Source organism: Cellulomonas cellasea, from assembly GCF_006538745.1.
GTDB classification, from domain to species: Bacteria; Actinomycetota; Actinomycetes; order Actinomycetales; family Cellulomonadaceae; genus Cellulomonas_A; species Cellulomonas_A cellasea.
Genome location: NZ_BJLR01000035.1, coordinates 20,314 through 38,731 on the forward strand (window position 1 = coordinate 20,314; position 18,418 = coordinate 38,731).

The window sequence follows — 18,418 nt, forward strand, 5'->3', positions numbered from 1 at the left end:
CGCGACCGACCCGGGACGGACACCGTGAGCGAGCCGCAGGACCGCGTGGGCGACCTCACCGGCGCCGGTCCGGCCGGTGAGCCGCGCTGGCTGACGCCGTCGGAGCGCGGCGCGTGGCTCGCGCTGACGGCCATGACCATCACGCTGCCGGGCGCGCTCGACGCCCAGCTCCAGCGCGACGCGGGCCTGTCGTTCTACGAGTACATGGTGCTCGCGATGCTCTCCGAGCAGCCCGACCGCACGCTGCGGATGAGCCAGCTCGCGCAGCTGACCAACGGGTCGCTCTCGCGCCTCTCGCACGTCGCGACCCGGCTCGAGCGCGCGGGCTTCATCCGCCGCGAGCGCTCGACCGTCGACGCGCGCGCGACCAACGCGATCCTCACCGACGAGGGCGTCGCCAAGATCGTCGGCAGCGCGCCGGGCCACGTCGAGGAGGCCCGCCGGCTCGTGATCGACGCGCTCACGCCGGACCAGCTCGAGCAGCTGCGCGCGATCGGCGCGGCCGTGATGAGCCGCGTCGACCCGGGCTCCACGTTCCCGTCGGAGCCGGCCCCCGGCACGTCGCCGGCCTGAGTCGCGGTACCGGCTCGGGCGGTTGGGCGGTCGGACGGCACCGGCTCAGGCGTTCGGACGGCATCTGTACCGGCGTTCGGGCGGCACCTGCGCGGCCGGAGCCTGCGGCCTACCTGACGGGCGGCAGGGTCAGGCCGGCTGCCCCGCGGCGGCGAGCCACGCGCGCGGGGAGCAGCCGAGCACCTGGGTGAAGGCCCGCGAGAACGACGGCGGGCTCGCGTACCCGAGCTCGGTGGCGGTCGCCGCGACCGAGGCGCCCGCGCGCAGCCGCTCCTGCGCGACCGTGAGCCGCCAGTGCGTCACGTACTGGGCGGGAGGCTGCCCGACCGTCTCCCGGAACCGTGCGGCGAACGCGCTGCGCGACATCGTCGCCTCCCGCGCCATCGTGGTGAGCGTCCAGGGTCGGCCCGGGTCGTCGTGCACGGCGACGAGCGTCCGGGCGAGGCGCTCGTCGGCCAGCCCGGGCAGCAGGCCCGCGGGCAGCGCGACCTCCTCGGTGTGGTCGAGGAGCCAGCGGAAGAGCTGCACGAGCACGACCTCGAACAGCCGGTCCGCGACGACCCGGCTGCCGCAGCGCACGGCGTCGACCTCAGCGAACAGCAGGTCGAGCGCGGCGCCGAGGCCCGCGACCGCGTCGAGCGGGACGACGAGCACGGGCGGGAGGGTCCGGACGAGCGGGTGGGTGTCGCCGCCGTCGAAGTCGAGGGTCGCGCACGCGAAGTCGGCGCCCTCGGTCGGGGCCGTGCGGAAGGCGTGCTCGAGCGGTCGCGGGTAGAGCAGCAGGCTCGGCCGGTCGACGTGCACGACCTCGAGCCGCCCGCCGGGCCCCTGGTGCGTCAGGTCCATCTCGCCCTCGCGGAGCACGTGCAGGAACCCGCGGCCGGGCTGCGCGGCGAACGTCGTGACCCCGCACAGCGGGCCCGCGTGGAACAGGCGCGTGCGCACGCGGAAGCGCTCGAGCAGGGGCGAGAGCCGGTCGAGGGGAGGCACCCGCCTACTGTGCCGGACGATCTGGTACGTATCAAGGAGGATCTGGTCCTTTTCGTCCTCGAGGATGGACCAACCTGGGAGCACGTCGCCGCCCGACCGGGCCTGGCGGCCCGCACCCCCCGACCCCAGGAGATGACCATGTCGAACGTCCCCCTCGTCACCCGCGAGTCCGCGACCGGCACCGTTCGCACCCAGCTCGACGCCATCCACGACGCGTTCGGCACCGTGCCCACGATGTTCCGGGCCGTCGCGCAGTCCCCCGCCGCGCTCACCAGCCTGTGGGGCTCGTTCGGGGCCCTCGCGGGCGGCACGCTGGGCCCGGCCGTCGGCGAGCAGCTCGCGGTCGCCGTCGCGAACCGGAACTCGTGCGAGTACTGCCTCGCCGCGCACACCGCCCTCGGGCGCAAGGCCGGCGTCACGCGCGAGGCGCTCGCGGCCGCGCAGGACGGCGACTCCGACGACCCCCGCGTCGCGGCGCTGCTGCGCTTCGCGCTCACCGTCGTGGACCGGCGCGGCCAGGTCACGCCCGAGGACGTCGAGGCGGTCCGCGACCAGGGCTGGGGCGACGAGCACGTCGTCGAGGTCCTCGCGCACGTCGCGCTCAACCTGTTCACCAACTACGTGAACATCGCGCTCGACGTGCCGGTCGACTTCCCCGTCGTCGGGCTCCGCCGCGCGGGCTGAACGTCGCGGTCGCGGCGCGGCGCGGTTCCGAGGGTGCCCCCGGCGGGGTTCGAACCCGCACTGGACCGGGTTTAAGCCGGTTGCCTCTGCCGGTTGGGCTACGGGGGCGCGGGTTCATCCTGCCAGGGCGCCGCGCCCCGGACGGCGCGCCCGTTCTCGGCGCGGTCACCGCGCCCGTGCCCCCGTCGCGTGCGCTCGGACGGCGCGCCCGCCGTGCCCGCGCCCGGCGCCGGACGCACCGCGGCCCCCGTGCCGGCAGGACACGGGGGCCGCGGTCGTCGTGCGTGGCGGCTCAGGCCTTGGTCGGGTCGCCCGTCCCCGCGGGGTCGGACGCCGGCGAGCCGGCCGACGTGAGCGCCGAGGAGGCACCGGGCGGGTTCTCGTCCGCACGACCGTGCGACGTCACCGCGGCGGCGTCGGGGCCACCGGTGTCGGCCGCGTGCTCGGGCGAGGACTCGCGCTTCGTCGCGGCGTTACCGCCCTCGGCACCGCCCGCCTTGGGCTTCGGCGGCGCGGCGGCGGCCTTGAACTCGGCGCGCGGGTCCTGCAGCGCACCGAGCGCGACGACCTCGCGGCGCAGCAGGAGCGACCCCGTCCAACCGGCCATGATGCGGATCTTGCGGTTCACGGTGGGCATCGCGAACACGTGGTACGTGCGGTGCAGGACCCACGCCGGGAAGCCGCGGACCTTGATCTTGCCGAACATCTGCGCGACGCCCTTGTACATGCCGAGCGACGCGACGGCACCGACGTTGCGGTGCTTGTACTCCGTGACGGGCGCCGAGCTCAGGACGCGCGCGAGGTTGTCGCCGAGGTGGTTGCCCTCGCGCAGCGCGTGCTGGGCGTTCGGCGGGCAGAAGTTGCCCGGGTTGTACAGGTCGGGCACCGCGGCGCAGTCGCCGGCGGCGTACGCGTCCGGGACGACGTTGCCCTCCGCGTCGGCGATCTGGAGCGTCGGAAGGCAGATGACGCGGCCCATCTTGTCGAGCGGGAGGTCGGAGTTCTGCAGCACCGGGTTCGCCTTGACGCCCGCGGTCCACACGATGGTCTCCGAGTCGAACTCGGTGCCGTCCGAGAGGACCACGCGGCCGTCGACGCACGAGCTCAGGAACGTCGAGAGGTAGATCTCGATGTCGCGCTTGCGGAGCTGCTCGAGCGTGTAGACGCCGAGCTCCTCGCTGACCTCGGGCAGGATGCGGGGCGAGCCTTCGACGAGCACGAACCGCAGCTCCTCCTGCTCGATCGCGCCGTAGTACCGGACGGCCGCACGGGCCATGTCCTCGACCTCGGCGAGCGCCTCGACACCGGCGAACCCGCCGCCGACGAAGGTGAACGTGAGCATCTTCTTGCGCAGGTCCGGGTCCCAGGTGCTCGCCGCGAGGTCGATGCGGCCGAGCACGTGGTTGCGGACCGCGATGGCCTCCTCGACGTTCTTGAAGCCGATCGCCTCGTCCGCGAGCCCGGGGATGGGCAGCGTGCGCGCGACCGAGCCGAGGCCGACGACGAGGTGGTCGTACGTGATCCAGTACGAGTCGCCCTCGGCCGGAGTGATCTGCACGGTGCGGTCCGCGTGCCGGATCTCGGTGACCTTGCCCTGCAGGACGTCGACGTGCTTGAACGCCCGGCGGTGCGGGGCGACGACGTTGCGCGGGTCGATGCTGCCGGCCGCGGCCTCGGGCAGGAACGGCGCGTAGGTCATGTACGGGCGCGGGTCGACGACGACGATCGCCGCCTCGCGCTTGCCGAGCCGCTTGCGCAGCCGGCGAGCCGCGTACAGGCCGACCGTGCCACCGCCGAGGACGACGACGCGGGGGACCTTGCGCGGCTTCCCGCGCTGGCCGGTGCGGGCGCTGTCGGGACCGGTGCGAGGCGCGCTGTCCACCGTGGTCGAGGCATCCTGAGACATGCATTCACGGTAACGCCGCCCGGTTTGCGCAGCGACCGCGCGACCCGTGATCCTGCGCACAGCCCCGCCCGTACGGGCGGGGCTGTGCGCGCCGCAGAGGGCTCGGCGCCGCCGCGCCGCGGGCTCCCCGCAGCGGCGCCGAGGCCTCCCCGCGACGACGTCAGGGCTGCGCCGGACCGGCGACCTCGGCGCCGCCGGCGTCCGTCGTCGCACCGGGCCCCGGGGCGGGCGACGCCGTCGGGGTGCCGTTGGGGCTCGGGGCGACCGCCGCACCCGAGGGGGTCGACGCCGGGTCCAGCGGGTCGCGCAGCCGCGGCGCGATCGCGTCGCCCTCCGCGAGCACGAGGGACGGGGCCTTCGCGAACGGGGGCGGTGGTGTCCGCCCACCGCCCGGGAGCAGCCGCTCGCCGTCGTCGCGCCACTCGAACTCGGTGCTCGGCGCACCCGTCAGGGGGTAGACGTTCCAGCGCTCGCGCCCGTCCTCGTCGACGACCGGCAGGAACGACCACGGCTCGGTGAACCCGGGGAGCGCGAACTCGTCGTACCCCTCGTCGAACGTGGTCCGCACGGCCCGGCCGCGGTCGTCGAAGACCTGGACGTCCTCGAGCGGGTTGCCCTCGGCGTCGTAGACGAAGAGGTTGCTCACGGGGACGCCGTCGACCACGACCCCGTCCTGCGGGGCGGGGCCCACGGTCTGCGACTCGTAGACCACCTGGACCCGCTCGGTGACCGCGCTCACGCTCGCGAGGACGGGCAGTGCCGCGAGCACGGCCACGACGGTCGCCACGCTGCGCACGCGCCGGCCGGCCCGGCCCGGCTGCCAGAGGCCGCGGCCCCATTGCACGCTCACGACCGTGAGCGCCACGAGGGCGACCCAGCCGCCGAACGAGCGGGGCATCCACACGAGCGCCTGCCCCGTCAGGAGGACCCGCAGCACCTGGTAGAGCACCCAGGCGCGGGCGAACCACGCGAGCGGCGTGACGCTGCGGGCGAACTCCTCGAACGGCCCCCACCACGGCTGCGGGCGCAGCGCAGCGAGGGCTCGGTCCCGCTGCTCGCGCAGCGCGCGCACCGGGCTGCGGAGCGCGTACCCCAGACCGCCGGCGCCGGTGCCCGACTCCGGCAGGCCGGCGGACGTGCGCAGCTCGGCGGCGTACGCGGCGGGGTCCCCGAAGCGCCCGACGAGGTCGTGCGCCGGCACGCCCGCGCCGGCGCCGCCCGGGGCGTGCGCGTCCTGGTCGGCGAGGGCGTCCGCCAGGTCCGCCTCGAGGCCGTCCGTCAGGTCGTCGACCTGCTCCGGCGAGAGCCCGGCGAGATGGCGCCGCACCGCCGCGGCGTAGCCCGCCACGTCGGCCGTGCGGGTCCTCGTGCTGGCGCTCATCGCACACCCTCCGTCGTCGTGAGCAGGCGCGACATCGTGCCCGCGAACTCGTGCCAGTCCTTGCGCTGCGCGTCGAGCATCGCCCGGCCCTGCGCGTTGATCCCGTAGTACTTGCGGTGCGGCCCCTCGTCGCTCGGCACGACGTACGAGGTCAGCGCGCCCGACGAGTAGAGCCGGCGCAGCGTCCCGTACACCGACGCGTCCCCGACCTCCTCGAGCCCCGACGCCCGCAGCCGCCGCACGACGTCGTAGCCGTAGCCGTCCTCCTCGGCGACGACCGCGAGCACGGCGACGTCGAGAACCCCCTTGAGCAGCTGGGTGGTGTCCATCGCCGTCCTCTCCTCCGCGCGGGTCGCACCCTCCCGGGCTCCCGCAGTCGGCACGGTACTACAGACTGCACAGTACCTGCCAGAACGCGATACCCCGCGTGTCGGAGGACCCGGGCGCGACGACGGCACCGCACGCGGTCGTGCGGTGCCGTCGAGGGTGTGTCGTGCGCGCCGCCCGGGCGGGAGCGGCGCCCGGGGTCAGCGCTCGGCTGCGCTCCAGGCGATGCCGTCGAGGATGTCGTGCTCCGACGTCACGACGTGCGTGAGCTCTCCTCCGGCCGCGGCCACGTCGTCGCGCACGCGCGCCACGACGTCGTGCCACACGAGCGCACCGGCGCCGATCACGTCGACGCGGCCCGGGTGCATGAAGCCGAGCTCCGCCCGCGACGCCCGGTCCCGCGCGAGGAGGTCGTCGCACGCGTCGAGCACGTCCCCGACCGGGAGGACCGAGCCGTCGATGCGCGCGGGGTCGTACTCGGCGAGACCCAGCGCGTGGGCCGTCACGGTCGTCACCGAGCCGGCCAGACCCACGAGCGTGACCGCCTTGCCGAGCGGCACGACCCTCGACGCGACGTCGAGCGCCGCGGCGACGTCGGCGCGCGCCGCGGCGATCTCGGCGGCGGTCGGCGGGTCGCTGCGCAGGTGCCGCTCGGTGAGCCGGACGCAGCCGACGTCCATCGAGTACGCCGCCTCGGGCGAGCCGGTGCCGAGCACGAGCTCGGTCGACCCGCCGCCGAGGTCCACGACCAGGAACGGCCCGGGGTGCCGGCCCGCGAGCACGCCCGTCGCCCCGCGGAACGACAGGGCCGCCTCCTCCTCGCCCTCGACGACCTCGGGCTCGACGCCCAGCGCGTCGCGCACGCCGTCGACGAAGTCCGCACGGTTCTCCGCGTCGCGCGACGCCGAGGTCGCGACGAAGCGGATCCGCTCGACGCCCAGCTCCTCGCACACCGCGCCGTAGCGCCGGGCGGCGTCGAGCGTGCGTGCGAGCGCCTCAGGGGCGATCCGGCCCGTGCGGTCGACGCCCTGGCCGAGGCGGACGACCTCCATGCGCCGGTCCAGGTCCGTGAGGGTCCCGGCCTCGACGTCGACGTCCGCGACGAGGAGTCGGATGGAGTTGGTCCCGCAGTCGATGGCAGCCACACGCGTCATGGCGGCATCCTCGCACCCGTCGCCGCGCAGCGCCGCGCCCGCTCAGCAGGTGCAGCGGTCCGGGCGCCACGCGTCGCGCAGCATCACGAGCACCTCGTCACCCACCGGGTTGACCCCCGGCCCGGCCGCGAGCGCGTGCCCGACGAGCACGTGCAGGCACTTGACCCGCGTCGGCATGCCGCCGGCCGAGACCCCCGCGATCTCCGGCACCTCGCCGAGCGCCTCGCGGTCGCGCAGGTACGCCTCGTGCGCGCTGCGGTAGGCGCGCGCGAGCTCCTCGTCCTCGGCGAGCCGCGCCGTCAGCTCCTTCATGAGCCCGCTCGCCTCGAGCGTCGACACCGCCGCGACCGCGGGCGGGCACGTCAGGTAGTACGTCGTCGGGAACGGCGTGCCGTCGTCGAGCCGCGGCGCGGTCCGCACGACGAGCGGACGGCCGCACACGCAGCGCGCGGCGATGCCGACGACCCCGCGCGGCGGGCGCCCGAGCTGCTCGGCGAGCACCGCGACGTCGGACTCCGCCACGTCGGGCGCGTCGGTCCGCGCGCGCGGGACGTCCGCGGCGGGCGGGTGGACGGCGCTCGGGTCGTCGGTGCTGACGACGGGGATCTCGCTCACGGGGCGTCCGTTCGGGCTCACCCCCGCACGGTGCGAGGGTCGGTGGTCAGGGGGTCGGGGCCGGCTCGTCGCCGGCCGGCGCCTGCCCATTGTCCCCTGTCGCGGGCTCCGCCCCGTCCGACGTCGGCTCGAGCGCGGCCTCGCCCGCGATCCGCACGGACTCCCAGACGACCGAGTACCAGGGCTGCGTCGAGTCGTCGCCCAGCACGGGCCCGCTCCCCTGCGCCGGGATCTCCGGGGCGGTCGGCTCGGGCACCACCTCGGGGTCGCGCACGCGGTACGCCGTCTCGCCGGGCAGCACGAACGCGAGCCGGTCACGGGCCTGCGCGACGACGTACTGCTCGTCGTCCCACCGCGCGAGGTCCGCCTCGAGCTCCTCGTTGCGCTGCCGCGCCTCGACGACCTCCAGGTGCAGCTGCTCGAGCTCGACGCGCTGCGCGAGGTAGGAGCGCAGGGTCGGGAACACGAGGATGAAGGCCAGCAGGCTCACGACGCCGAGCACCATGACGCGGACCGTGAACAGGCGCGGCACGCGCACCTGGACGCTCTCGGTGCGGGGCACGCCGCGGGGTGGGGTCGCGGCGCCGCGCGACGCCGGGCGCGGCGACGACGGGCGGGTCGCCGCGCGCGGGGCAACGGGCGTCGAACCCGTCCGGGGCACGGGCGGACGCCCGCTCACGACACGGTTCGCCCCCGTGCGCGGCCCGCTCGGGCGCGACGCCGCTCCCCCGGCCCGCGGACCGGCACCCTTGCCCGGGCTCGGCGAGGCAGGGCGGCGGGGGGACATGCGTCGATTGTGCCCCGGGGTCGGGGCTGCGCACGGCAGGCGGGCCGCTCGCCGTGTCCGTCACCCGTCCGTGGGAGCCGGGCACGCGGGAGGCCGAGCACGCCGGAGGCCGGCGACCACGTGGGTCGCCGGCCTCCGGGTGCCGTGGCGTCAGCCGCTCGCGCGGGCCGCCGCGTCAGGCGGTGGTGCTCAGGACTGCTTCCAGCGCGGGAACGCGCTCGCACCGGCGTAGCGGCCGGCGTCGTCCAGCTCCTCCTCGATGCGGAGCAGCTGGTTGTACTTGTTGATGCGCTCGCCGCGCGCCGGGGCGCCCGTCTTGATCTGGCCGGCGTTCGTCGCGACGGACAGGTCGGCGATCGTGGTGTCCTCGGTCTCGCCGGAGCGGTGCGAGGTCATCGTCGTGAAGCCGTTGCGCTGCGCGAGCGTCACGGCGTCGAGCGTCTCGGTGAGCGTGCCGATCTGGTTGAGCTTGACCAGCAGCGAGTTCGCCGAGCGGAGCTCGATGCCCTTGGCCAGGCGCGTCGGGTTGGTGACGAACAGGTCGTCGCCGACGATCTGCACCTTGTCGCCGACCTCGCGCATGAGCTGCGCCCAGGCGTCCCACTCGTCCTCGGACAGCGGGTCCTCGATCGAGACCAGCGGGTAGTCCGAGACGAGCTGCTTGTAGTACGCGATGATCTCGTCGGTGCCGGTCGCCTTGCCCTCGAACTGGTAGGCGCCGTCCTTGAAGAACTCGGTCGCGGCGACGTCGAGCGCGAGGCCGACGTCCTTGCCCGGGACGAAGCCGGCCTTCTCGATGGCCGTGATGATCAGGTCGAGCGCCGCGCGGTTGCTCGACAGGTTCGGCGCGAAGCCGCCCTCGTCGCCGAGACCGGTCGCGAGGCCCTCGCTCTTGAGCACCGACTTGAGCGAGTGGTAGATCTCCGTGCCGGTGCGCAGCGCCTCGCGGAACGTGCCCTGGCCGATGGGCGCGACCATGAACTCCTGGATGTCGACGTTGGAGTCGGCGTGCGACCCACCGTTGAGGATGTTCATCATCGGGACCGGCAGGACGTGCGCGTTCGGGCCGCCGACGTAGCGGAAGAGCGGCAGGTCGACCGAGTCGGCCGCGGCCTTGGCGACCGCGAGCGAGACGCCGAGGATCGCGTTGGCGCCGAGCTTGCCCTTGTTGGGCGTGCCGTCCAGGTCGATGAGGGCCTGGTCGACGAGGCGCTGCTCGGTGGCCTCGAAGCCGATGAGCTCGGGCGCGATGTCGTCGATCACGGCGTTGACCGCGTCCTCGACACCCTTGCCCAGGTAGCGGTCCTTGACGCCGTCACGGCGCTCGACGGCCTCGAACGCCCCGGTGGACGCACCCGAGGGCACGGCAGCGCGGGCGATGGTGCCGTCGTCGAGAGCGACCTCGACCTCGACAGTGGGATTGCCGCGAGAATCCAGGATCTCGCGGGCGCCGACGGCCTCGATGCTGGCCATGGTGCTCCTTCGACAGACGGGTGGGTGTGCGACCTCAGCCTAGTGCCGTCCTGACGGAGCCGTGGTGGGACCTTTGACAGGTGGACACCCGGCGGCCCGCGCCGGACGCGCCGAACCCCCCGCCGGCAGGGCTCCGGGCGGGGGTTCGACGGGGTTTCGACGGGATCCGGGCAGGTGCGCCCCGGGCGCGCCACGGCGGGACGGCGGTCAGCCGACGTACGACTTGACCCCCGCGAGGATCTGCGCGAGGCCCTTCTTGGCGTCGGCCAGCAGCATGCTCGTCTTCGGGTCGCCGTAGAGCTCGTTGTCGAGCCCGGCGTACCCGTGCCCGAGCGAGCGCTTGATCACGACGATCGAGCGCGCGTGGTCGACGTCGAGGATCGGCATCCCCGAGATGGCGTTGCCCGGCCGGCGCGCCGCGGGGTTCGTGACGTCGTTCGCGCCCACGACGAGCGCGACGTCGGCGGTCTCGAACTCCGGGTTGACCTCGTCCATCTCGAGCAGCTGCGGGTACGGCACGTCGGCCTCGGCGAGCAGCACGTTCATGTGCCCGGGCATGCGCCCCGCGACCGGGTGCACGGCGTAGTACACCGTGATGCCGCGGTCGGTGAGGAGCTGGCCGAGCTCGCCGCACTCGCGCTGGGCCTGCGCCGCCGCGAGGCCGTAGCCCGGGACGATGATGACCTTGCGGGCGTACGCGAGCTGGATCGCGACGTCCTCGGCGCCGACGCGGCGGACCTCGAGGCCCTGCGGCCCGGCAGCGGCGTCACCGCCCGCGACCGCGTCGCCGGTCCCGAAGCCGCCGACCATGATCGAGAGCACCGAGCGGTTCATCGCCTCGGCCATCTGCTGCGTGAGGATCGCGCCGCTCGCCCCGACCAGGGCGCCGGCGATGATCATGATCTGGTTGTCGACGACGAAGCCCGCCATCGCGACCGCGAGCCCGGTGAACGCGTTGAGCAACGAGACGACGACGGGCATGTCCGCGCCGCCGATCGGCAGCACCATGAGCACGCCGAACGCGAGCGCCGCGAGGACGACGACCCACAGCAGCCAGGTGCTCGGGCTCGCGATCACCACGACGCCGCCAACGACGGCCACCGCGGCCGACACGATGCTCGCGAGCCGCGAGCCGGGGAACGCGATGGGCGCACCCGAGACCCAGCCCTGGAGCTTCCCGGCCGCGACGAGCGACCCGGAGAACGTGACCGCGCCGATGACCACGTCGAGCACGACGGGCACCGAGACGCCCGCGGTCAGCGCGCCGTCGCCGTGCAGCCGCTGGAAGTCGACGATCGCGACGACCGCCGCCGCGCCGCCACCGACCGCGTTGAACACCGACACGAGCTGCGGCATCGCGGTCATCTGCACGCGGCGGGCGCCCACGAGCCCGGCGAGCGAGCCGACGACCGTCCCGGCCAGCAGCGCCACGCCCGCGAGCGGGACGACGCGGCCGTGGTCGCCGTCGCCCGCGAGCAGCAGGACGACGGTCGCGAGCACCGCCGCGGCCATGCCCGAGGCCGAGAGCAGGTTGCCGCGCCGCGCGGTCGCCGGGGACCGCATGAGGTGCAGGCCGAGCACGAACGTCACCGCGGCGCCCAGGTAGACGACCCGCACCAGGGTGTCGAGCAGGGGAAGGGCCTCGCCGCTCATCGCGCCGCTCCGTCCTCGGTCGGGGCGGCGTCCGCCACCGCGGCGGCCGGCCGGGGCCGAGCCTTGAACATCTCGAGCATCCGGTCGGTCACGACGTAGCCGCCGACCACGTTCATCGCGGCGAACGCGGCGGCGACGAACGTCAGGACGTACGCGAGCGGGTCGTCGGCGACGGCCGCGACGAGGATCGCGCCCACGAGGACGACGCCGTGGATCGAGTTCGCGCCGGACATCATCGGCGTGTGCAGCGTCGCGGGGATCTTGCTGATGACCTCGAAGCCGACGAGCAGCGCGAGGACGAACAGGGCCAGGTTGCTGAGCAGCTCGGCGCTCATCTCACTCCCCTTCCGGGAGGGTCGCGGGGGCGTCCGCATGCGCGGTCGCCGCGGGGGGCGGCGGCGCGACGGCAGCGGTGGCCGGGGCGTCGGTGCCGGGGACGCCGGCTGCGGCGGGGACGACGGCGGGCTCGGCGGGCCGGACCCACACCGCGCCGACGACCTCGTCCTGCGGGTCGAGCGCGAGCGCCCCGTCCCGGACGACGGCCGCGAGCAGCGCCGTGACGTTGCGGGCGTAGGCCGCGGACGCCCCGGTCGGCATCCGTGCGGGCAGGTCGCCGGCGCCGATGACCGTGACGCCGCCGTCGGTCAGGACCCGCTGGCCCGGCACGGAGCCGTCGACGTTGCCGCCGAGCGGGCCGGACGCGAGGTCGACGACCACCGAGCCCGGCTTCATGGCGGCGAGGGTCTCGGCGGTGACCAGCACGGGCGGGCGCCCGCCGGGCACCTGCGCCGTCGTGATGACCACGTCGAACGTGCGGATCTGCTGGCCGAGCTCGGCCTGCTGGACGGCCTGCTCCTCGGGGGTCAGCGCGCGGGCGTACCCGCCCTCGCCCGCCCCGGCGGTCACGGACGTGCGCAGGAAGCCGGCGCCGAGCGACGTGACCTCCTCGCGGGCCGCGGGCCGGACGTCGTAGCCGCTGACCTGGGCGCCGAGCCGGCGCGCGGTCCCGATCGCCTGGAGGCCCGCCACGCCCGCACCGAGCACGAGCACGGTCGCGGGGCGCGCGGTCCCGGCGGCCGTGATCATCATCGGCACGTACCGGCCGAACGCCTCGGCGGCGACGAGCGCGGCGCGGTAGCCCGCGACGGACGCCTGCGAGCTGAGCGCGTCCATGGTCTGGGCCCGGGAGAGCGTGCGCGGGAGCAGGTCGAGCGACAGGACGACGACGCCGCGCCCGGCGAGGGCGTCGAGCCCCGCCCGGGCGTCGCCGCGCGCGTCGAGCAGCCCGATCAGCACCTGGCCCGGACGCAGCCGGTCGAGCACCGCGGGTTCGGGGCGGCGCACCGCGAGGACGACGTCGGCCGCGGCGAGCACGGCGTCGAGCGAGTCGACCTTCGCGCCCGCGGCGACGTACGCCTCGTCGGGGTGGAACGCCCGCGCGCCCGCGCCGGACTCGAGGAGCACCTCGTAGCCGTCCGCGACGAGCCGGGTCACGACCTCGGGGACGAGCGCGACGCGCTGCTCCCCCGCTGCGCGCTCGACGAGCGCCGCCACGGTCAGTGTCGTCGTCATGCGACCTCGCTCTCGCCCGTGCGGGCCGCCGCGCCTGTGCGCCGCAGCAGCCCGGCTGCCGTCCTCCTACGGTGACATCGTGGTGCCCGGCACGTCGCGCGACCCCGGACCTCCGTCCTGGGTAAGCGTTTTCCTACTGCGTCCCGGAAGACTGCTCGATCCGCTGGACCTGCTGCTCGATGCCCCGCACCGCGGCCCGCATCGCCGACTCGGCGTCGACGCCCAGCTCGTCGGCGGTCGCGACGAGCTCGAGCAGCCGGCGCCCGACCTCCGCCTCCTGCCACCCGGCCGCAGCCGGGTCCGCGGGCGAGGTGACCTGGGCGTCCGCGCGCCAGCCGGTCGCTGCAGCGCCGGTGAGCTCGAGACCAGCCCGCCGTGCCCGGCCGAGCACCTTCTGCCCCCGGGCGAGCGCACCGAGCGCGAGCGGGACGCCGTCGAGCACCGACGTCCGCTGCTTCTCCGCCCGCTTGATCCGGTCCCACTGCACGTGCAGGTCAGCGGCGGGTGCGGCGGCCTCGGCAGGGGCGAAGTCGGGCGCGCCCGCTCCACCGTCCGGGCCGCGGAGGTCCGCACCGGCCGCGGGGTCGGCGTCGTCCGCGCCACCTCCGCCCGTCCGGGCCGCGGCGTCGGTCCCGTTGGTGCCGTCGGTGCCGTGAGTGCCGTCGGTGCCGTGAGTGCCGTCAGCGCCGTCGGTGCCGAAGACGTGCGGGTGCCGCCGCACGAGCTTCGCGGTGATGCCGCGCGCCACGTCGTCGAGGTCGAACGGGTCGGTCGGGTCCTCCTGCGCGATGCGCGCGTGGAAGACGACCTGGAGGAGCAGGTCGCCGAGCTCCTCGCGCAGGTCGGCGCGCGAGCCGGCCTCGATGGCCTCGGCGACCTCGTAGGCCTCCTCGAGCGCGTACGGCACGAGGCTCGCGTGGGTCTGCTGCGCGTCCCACGGGCACCCGCCCGGCGAGCGCAGCCGGTCCATCGTGGCGACGAGCTCGCGCACCCCGTCCCCGGCGCTGCCCGCGCCCGCGGCGGTCACTCGACCGCGGTCTCGTCGTCGCTCGTCACGAGCCACGGCCGGTCGACCGCGACGAGCTCGTTGCCCTCGTCGACGGCGCCGAACCGCGGGCTCACCTCGACGTCGAGCTCGCCGAGCTCGAGCTGGAGGTCGGGGATGAGCGTCTGCGCGTCGGGGAGCGCCGTGAGCTGCTCCCACACGAGCAGGTACCGCGAGACCGCGATCGCCGGCTCGCCGAACTCGTCCGTGGTCGCCGTCTCGATCTGGGCCGCCGCCTCGGTGAGCTGCGCGCGCGCCGCCTGGTCGGACACCGCGACGCCCTGCTCCTGCGCGAACGCGCGGATCGTCGGCTCCTGCACGAGGACCGCGAGCACGTTCTCGGACGTCGCGCCCTCGAAGAACGGCGAGAGCTGCTCGACGGCCGTGTGCACGTCCTCGACCGCGATGACCCGGCCGTCGACGACCGCCGCGGCCCCCGGCCGGCCGGCGCAGCCCGTGAGCGCGACCGCGGCCACGAGCCCCAGGACCGCGCCCGTGCGCAGCCGTGCGCGCCGGTGCGCCCGCGTGCCCGGCCACCGGCCCGCGTGCTCGTCCGGAACCCTCGTCACCGTCGTCACCCTGGGACCTCCCGCGTCGTCGCTCGTGGATCGGGGCCCATCGTAGGCGCACGGCTCACGTCGGGACCGACGCCGCCCGGCGCTCGTCCGCGGCGAGCCCCGGGTGGACCCGCACGCAGTTCCGCCCGCCGTGCTTCGCGTCGTACAGGGCGGAGTCCGCCGCGTCGACGAGCATGTCGGGTGCGGCGCTCGGGGACCGGGTCGCGGCGACCCCGATGCTCACCGTCCGTGCCCGGGCCGCGGCGTCCGCCGGTGCCTGCGTGCACGTCTGCGCGCACCGGGCCCGGACCGTCTCGGCCACGGCGGCGGCCCCCGCGGTGTCCGTCCCGGGGAGCACGACGAGGAACTCCTCGCCGCCCCAGCGACCCACGAGCGCGTCGTCCGGCGCGACGTCGCCCAGGAGCCGCGCCAACGACACCAGCGCCTCGTCGCCCGCCCGGTGGCCCCACCGGTCGTTGACCTGCTTGAAGTGGTCCACGTCGACCATGAGCACCGCGACCGGGTCGCCCCGCTCGAGCGCCGCTGCCATCGCGTCGGCCAGACCCACCATGAGGTGGCGGCGGTTGAGCAGGCCCGTCAGCGGGTCGCGCGAGGCCTGCTCGGCCAGGTCCGCCCGCAGCACCTCGATCGTGCGCAGCTGCTCCCCCAGGCGCGCGTTCGCGGCGGCGAGCTCGCGCCGCTGCTGGTTCGCCTCGGTCACGTCCCGGCCCACGAGCACGACGCCGAGGTCCACGCCCCGGTTGTCCACCAGCCGCGAGGAGCTGAGCTGCAGCTCCACTGTCCGGTCGCGCCCCTCGACCACCCGGTCCGTGTCCCGGCCGCCGCCGAGCAGGTCGCTCACGTCGAACCCGCCGAGCACGGAGCGCGCCGACGCACCGAGCAACGTCACCGGCGCCTCGGGGTTCATCGACCGGACGAAGCGGTCCGCCGCCGGGTTGACGTCGAGGATCCGGCCGTCGGGGCTGATCACCAGCACGTACTCCCCGATCCGGTCGACGACCAGCGCTCGCGCGACCGGCGCGAACGCGATCAGGTCCTGCCGGAAGATCGCGTACGCCATGATCGCCCCGGTCGCGGCGAACCCGATCGGGGTCGGCTGCGCGACGCCCGGGAGGGCACCGAAGACGCTCAGCGCGTTGAGGCCCGCGGGAACGAGCGAGCCGACCAGCACGCTCAGGTGCTGGCGACGGAAGACCTGGGGAGCTTTCCACCACCCGCGCGCGAGCGTGATCATGCCGACGATCAGCAGCCCGTAGCTGTACGCGGTGTGGAGCCAGAAGGCGGGCCCGTACTCCCACAGCTCCGACGTCGCGGGCCCGTCCGCGCCGGGTCCGTGGTACAGCAGGCGGTGCCACGGGTTGGTCGCGGCCGCGACGGTCACGAGCACCGGCTCGACCGCGAGCAGCGCGAGCAGCCGGCGGCTCGGCGACCAGTCGCCGACCGCGACACTGCGTGCAAGGACCGTGAACGCGAGCACGAGGAGCCCGACGCCGGGGTAGACGGCGAGAGAACCGACCGCGACGACGCCGTCGGAGGCTCCGCCGGCCTCGAGCGCCGCGACCACGGACCACCAGCCGGCGCCGGTCGCGACCCCCGCGAGGGCCGTCGCCGTCACCCGGCGCCCGACGCGGTTGCGCCACGAGTAGATCGCCACGGCGGTGCACAGGATCGCGGACCCCACGTACACGGACGCGACGAGCGGACCCATCGCCCACCTTCCCGGGACTGCGCGGCCCGACGGGCCGTGTCGACCTGCCTCATCGGCAGCGGGCCCCCGGACGCAAGCCGTTCGCCCGGTCCCGCTGGGGGTGCCCGGCGGGACCGCGCGCGCGCCACGGCGCGGGTGGACCCTGGCCGTGGCCTCGCACCGCCGCCGTGGGGCGCAGGACGGCGGGCTCAGGCGGGTGCGGCCTCGTCGGCCACGTCGTCGTCGTGGCGACGCCTGCGCCGCACGCGACCGGCGTCCTCCGCGGCACCTCCCGGGACCGCGCGCCGGACCAGGTTGCGGCCGTGGTCCTTCGCCTCGTACAGCGCCCGGTCGGCCGCGAGCAGCAGGTCAGCGACCGTCTCCCCGCTCACCGGGTAGGCCGCGACGCCCGCGCTGAGCGTGCAGCGCACGACACGCTCCCCGCTCCCGAGCGGCTCCGCCTCGCACCGGCGGCGCAGCGTCTCGGCGAGCACCGCACCCTCGGTCAGGTCCGCGCCCGGCACCACGACGACGAACTCCTCGCCGCCCCACCGCGCCGCGAGCGCACCCGTCGGCACGCACTCGCGCAGCCGCTGCGCCATCGCGATGAGCACCGCGTCCCCCGTGAGGTGCCCGTGCTCGTCGTTGACGCGCTTGAACCGGTCGAGGTCGAGCACGACGACCGCGAGCGGCTCCCCGGCGCCGGCGGCCTCCCCGAGCATGGGCCCGAAGCGCTCCATGAGGTGACGCCGGTTGTGCAGGTCGGTGAGCGGGTCGCGGACCGCCTGCTCCGCGAGGTCGCTGCGGAGCCGCTCGATCGTCGCGAGCTGCTCGACGAGCCGGGCGCGCTGTGCGTTGACCTCGGTGACGTCGCGCGCGACGAGCACCGTGCCGATCTCGCGACCGCGCCCGTCGACGAGCGGCGAGGCGCGCACCTCGAGGTCCATCGCCGTCCCCGCGACGACGAGCGTCAGGTGCGCTGGCTCGTCCTCCGCGGCGACGAGCCGGCCGTCGGCGTCGAACAGGCCCCAGCACGACATCACGAGGCTCGCGGGCATCCCGATGAGCTGGGTGCCGAGCCGGGGCCCGGCGGTCGCGAGCAGGAGCTTGAGCGCCGCGGGGTTGGCGTCGATCAGGCGGCCGTCGGGGCTCAGCGCGAGCACGGGGTCGCTGATGCGCTCGATCAGCACGTCGCGCGCGACGGGCGCGAACGCGATGAAGTCCTGGCGGAACATCGCGTTGCCGATGACGCCGGCGGTCACCGCGAAGCCGAGCGGCGTCGGGTCGCCCAGGTCGCCGAACGCGCCGGTGAGGTTCACGACGTTGACGAGGACCGGCACGACCGACGCGAGGAGCAGGTGCCAGCGTTGGCGCCGGAACGCGGGCGGGGCCGTCCACCAGCCGCGCGCGACGAGGACGAGCCCGGTCGCGATGAGCACGTAGGAGTACAGCGCGTGCAGCCAGAACAGCGGGGCGCGCTCCCACAGCACCGGGTCGCCGAGGGTCGCGGCCGCCGTGCCGGAGTAGAACAGCTGGTGCCACGGGTTCGTGGCGGCGGTCACGGTCACGAGGATCGGCTCGACGCTCAGGCCCGCGAGCACCGCGCGGCTCGGGATCCAGCCGGTCCCCGTCGCGCTGCGGCCCAGGCACGCGAACGCCCCCACGGCGACCGCGACACCCGGGAACGAGGCGAGGGCGGCGACGGACTGCACGCGCTCGTCGAACGGCCCGACGCTCACGGCGTCGGCGAGGCTCCACCAGGCCCCCGCGACCGCGAGCACCCCGAGCGAGGTCGCCGTCGCGGTGCGCGGGCCGCGGCGCCGGAACGCGCCGACGGCGACGACCACGAAGACCACTGCCGCGGCGAGGTAGACGAGCAGGTGCACGACGGGGTTCACGGCCGCGCGCACCCCCTCGCCCCCGCGCGAGCGCTCACGCGCGCACGCTCGCCGCACGCGCCGACCGTGGGCGGCCGGGCGTGCGAGCTCCTCGT

At 75.3% G+C, this 18,418-nt stretch carries 17 protein-coding genes and 1 tRNA gene; 2 read left to right on the forward strand and 16 right to left on the reverse strand.

Annotated features, from left to right (window positions below):
• The first annotated feature begins 24 nt into the window (after window positions 1–24).
• Window positions 25–573, forward strand: coding sequence for a MarR family winged helix-turn-helix transcriptional regulator (locus tag CCE01nite_RS17990; protein ID WP_246056700.1), 549 nt, complete (start codon window positions 25–27; stop codon window positions 571–573).
• A gap of 129 nt (window positions 574–702) precedes the next feature.
• Here CCE01nite_RS17990 and CCE01nite_RS17995 read toward each other — a convergent pair whose 3' ends face one another.
• Window positions 703–1,563, reverse strand: a complete 861-nt coding sequence (locus CCE01nite_RS17995; RefSeq protein WP_141372774.1) for an AraC family transcriptional regulator — start codon at window positions 1,561–1,563, stop codon at window positions 703–705.
• 138 nt (window positions 1,564–1,701) lie between these two features.
• Here CCE01nite_RS17995 and CCE01nite_RS18000 point away from each other — a divergent pair, with 138 nt between their 5' ends.
• Window positions 1,702–2,247: a carboxymuconolactone decarboxylase family protein gene (locus CCE01nite_RS18000; RefSeq protein WP_141372775.1), complete on the forward strand. Its 546-nt coding sequence runs from the start codon at window positions 1,702–1,704 to the stop codon at window positions 2,245–2,247.
• A gap of 34 nt (window positions 2,248–2,281) precedes the next feature.
• Here CCE01nite_RS18000 and CCE01nite_RS18005 read toward each other — a convergent pair.
• From CCE01nite_RS18005 to CCE01nite_RS18075, 15 genes are all read right to left on the reverse strand, one after another.
• Window positions 2,282–2,355: transfer RNA gene (locus CCE01nite_RS18005), tRNA-Leu, on the reverse strand.
• Window positions 2,356–2,539: 184 nt separating this feature from the next.
• Window positions 2,540–4,153 carry an NAD(P)/FAD-dependent oxidoreductase gene (locus CCE01nite_RS18010; protein WP_084142738.1) on the reverse strand — a complete coding sequence of 538 codons (1,614 nt, stop codon included), beginning with the start codon at window positions 4,151–4,153 and terminating at the stop codon, window positions 2,540–2,542.
• A gap of 160 nt (window positions 4,154–4,313) precedes the next feature.
• Entirely contained in the window at window positions 4,314–5,534 is a 1,221-nt protein-coding gene (locus CCE01nite_RS18015; RefSeq protein ID WP_034630995.1) for an HAAS signaling domain-containing protein, read from the reverse strand.
• Window positions 5,531–5,863: a PadR family transcriptional regulator gene (locus tag CCE01nite_RS18020; protein WP_034631000.1), complete on the reverse strand. Its 333-nt coding sequence runs from the start codon at window positions 5,861–5,863 to the stop codon at window positions 5,531–5,533. Before CCE01nite_RS18020 ends, CCE01nite_RS18015 begins: the two co-directional genes overlap by 4 nt.
• A gap of 198 nt (window positions 5,864–6,061) precedes the next feature.
• Window positions 6,062–7,015 carry a Ppx/GppA phosphatase family protein gene (locus CCE01nite_RS18025; protein ID WP_034631005.1) on the reverse strand — a complete coding sequence of 318 codons (954 nt, stop codon included), beginning with the start codon at window positions 7,013–7,015 and terminating at the stop codon, window positions 6,062–6,064.
• Between the two features lie 42 nt (window positions 7,016–7,057).
• Window positions 7,058–7,537, reverse strand: a complete 480-nt coding sequence (locus tag CCE01nite_RS18030; RefSeq protein WP_034631037.1) for a DUF501 domain-containing protein — start codon at window positions 7,535–7,537, stop codon at window positions 7,058–7,060.
• 139 nt (window positions 7,538–7,676) lie between these two features.
• Window positions 7,677–8,192, reverse strand: a complete 516-nt coding sequence (locus CCE01nite_RS18035) for an FtsB family cell division protein (RefSeq protein WP_246056702.1) — start codon at window positions 8,190–8,192, stop codon at window positions 7,677–7,679.
• 414 nt (window positions 8,193–8,606) lie between these two features.
• Entirely contained in the window at window positions 8,607–9,890 is a 1,284-nt protein-coding gene (gene eno / locus CCE01nite_RS18040; RefSeq protein ID WP_034631011.1) for a phosphopyruvate hydratase, read from the reverse strand.
• A gap of 207 nt (window positions 9,891–10,097) precedes the next feature.
• Window positions 10,098–11,543: an NAD(P)(+) transhydrogenase (Re/Si-specific) subunit beta gene (locus CCE01nite_RS18045; protein ID WP_034631013.1), complete on the reverse strand. Its 1,446-nt coding sequence runs from the start codon at window positions 11,541–11,543 to the stop codon at window positions 10,098–10,100.
• Window positions 11,540–11,878: an NAD(P) transhydrogenase subunit alpha part 2 gene (locus CCE01nite_RS18050; protein WP_034631014.1), complete on the reverse strand. Its 339-nt coding sequence runs from the start codon at window positions 11,876–11,878 to the stop codon at window positions 11,540–11,542. The genes CCE01nite_RS18045 and CCE01nite_RS18050 overlap by 4 nt, the downstream gene beginning before the upstream one ends.
• A 1-nt stretch (window position 11,879) precedes the next feature.
• Window positions 11,880–13,115, reverse strand: a complete 1,236-nt coding sequence (locus CCE01nite_RS18055) for an NAD(P) transhydrogenase subunit alpha (RefSeq protein WP_084142740.1) — start codon at window positions 13,113–13,115, stop codon at window positions 11,880–11,882.
• Between the two features lie 133 nt (window positions 13,116–13,248).
• On the reverse strand, window positions 13,249–14,142 hold the full coding sequence (locus CCE01nite_RS18060) for a nucleoside triphosphate pyrophosphohydrolase (RefSeq protein ID WP_034631016.1): 894 nt from the start codon (window positions 14,140–14,142) through the stop codon (window positions 13,249–13,251).
• A complete protein-coding gene (locus CCE01nite_RS18065) occupies window positions 14,139–14,729 on the reverse strand; it encodes a SurA N-terminal domain-containing protein (RefSeq protein ID WP_141372776.1) in 591 nt (196 codons plus the stop codon). The genes CCE01nite_RS18060 and CCE01nite_RS18065 overlap by 4 nt, the downstream gene beginning before the upstream one ends.
• Window positions 14,730–14,793: 64 nt before the next feature.
• The gene (locus tag CCE01nite_RS18070) at window positions 14,794–16,446 is read right to left on the reverse strand and encodes a diguanylate cyclase domain-containing protein (protein WP_034631022.1); all 1,653 of its coding nucleotides are present in this window, start codon (window positions 16,444–16,446) and stop codon (window positions 14,794–14,796) included.
• A gap of 188 nt (window positions 16,447–16,634) precedes the next feature.
• On the reverse strand, window positions 16,635–18,323 hold the full coding sequence (locus CCE01nite_RS18075; protein WP_169744031.1) for a histidine kinase N-terminal 7TM domain-containing diguanylate cyclase: 1,689 nt from the start codon (window positions 18,321–18,323) through the stop codon (window positions 16,635–16,637).
• Between the last annotated feature and the right edge of the window lie 95 nt (window positions 18,324–18,418).

What these genes read in the sequence shown, in the direction of transcription:
- CCE01nite_RS18015 (WP_034630995.1), bottom strand. Translation starts at nt 5,534, where the DNA reads ATGAGCGCCAGCACGAGGACCCGCACGGCCGACGTGGCGGGCTACGCC.
- CCE01nite_RS18045 (WP_034631013.1), bottom strand. Translation starts at nt 11,543, where the DNA reads ATGAGCGGCGAGGCCCTTCCCCTGCTCGACACCCTGGTGCGGGTCGTC.
- CCE01nite_RS18070 (WP_034631022.1), bottom strand. Translation starts at nt 16,446, where the DNA reads ATGGGTCCGCTCGTCGCGTCCGTGTACGTGGGGTCCGCGATCCTGTGC.
- CCE01nite_RS18010 (WP_084142738.1), bottom strand. Translation starts at nt 4,153, where the DNA reads ATGTCTCAGGATGCCTCGACCACGGTGGACAGCGCGCCTCGCACCGGT.
- CCE01nite_RS18000 (WP_141372775.1), top strand. Translation starts at nt 1,702, where the DNA reads ATGTCGAACGTCCCCCTCGTCACCCGCGAGTCCGCGACCGGCACCGTT.
- CCE01nite_RS18050 (WP_034631014.1), bottom strand. Translation starts at nt 11,878, where the DNA reads ATGAGCGCCGAGCTGCTCAGCAACCTGGCCCTGTTCGTCCTCGCGCTG.
- CCE01nite_RS18020 (WP_034631000.1), bottom strand. Translation starts at nt 5,863, where the DNA reads ATGGACACCACCCAGCTGCTCAAGGGGGTTCTCGACGTCGCCGTGCTC.
- CCE01nite_RS18055 (WP_084142740.1), bottom strand. Translation starts at nt 13,115, where the DNA reads ATGACGACGACACTGACCGTGGCGGCGCTCGTCGAGCGCGCAGCGGGG.
- eno (WP_034631011.1), bottom strand. Translation starts at nt 9,890, where the DNA reads ATGGCCAGCATCGAGGCCGTCGGCGCCCGCGAGATCCTGGATTCTCGC.
- CCE01nite_RS18025 (WP_034631005.1), bottom strand. Translation starts at nt 7,015, where the DNA reads ATGACGCGTGTGGCTGCCATCGACTGCGGGACCAACTCCATCCGACTC.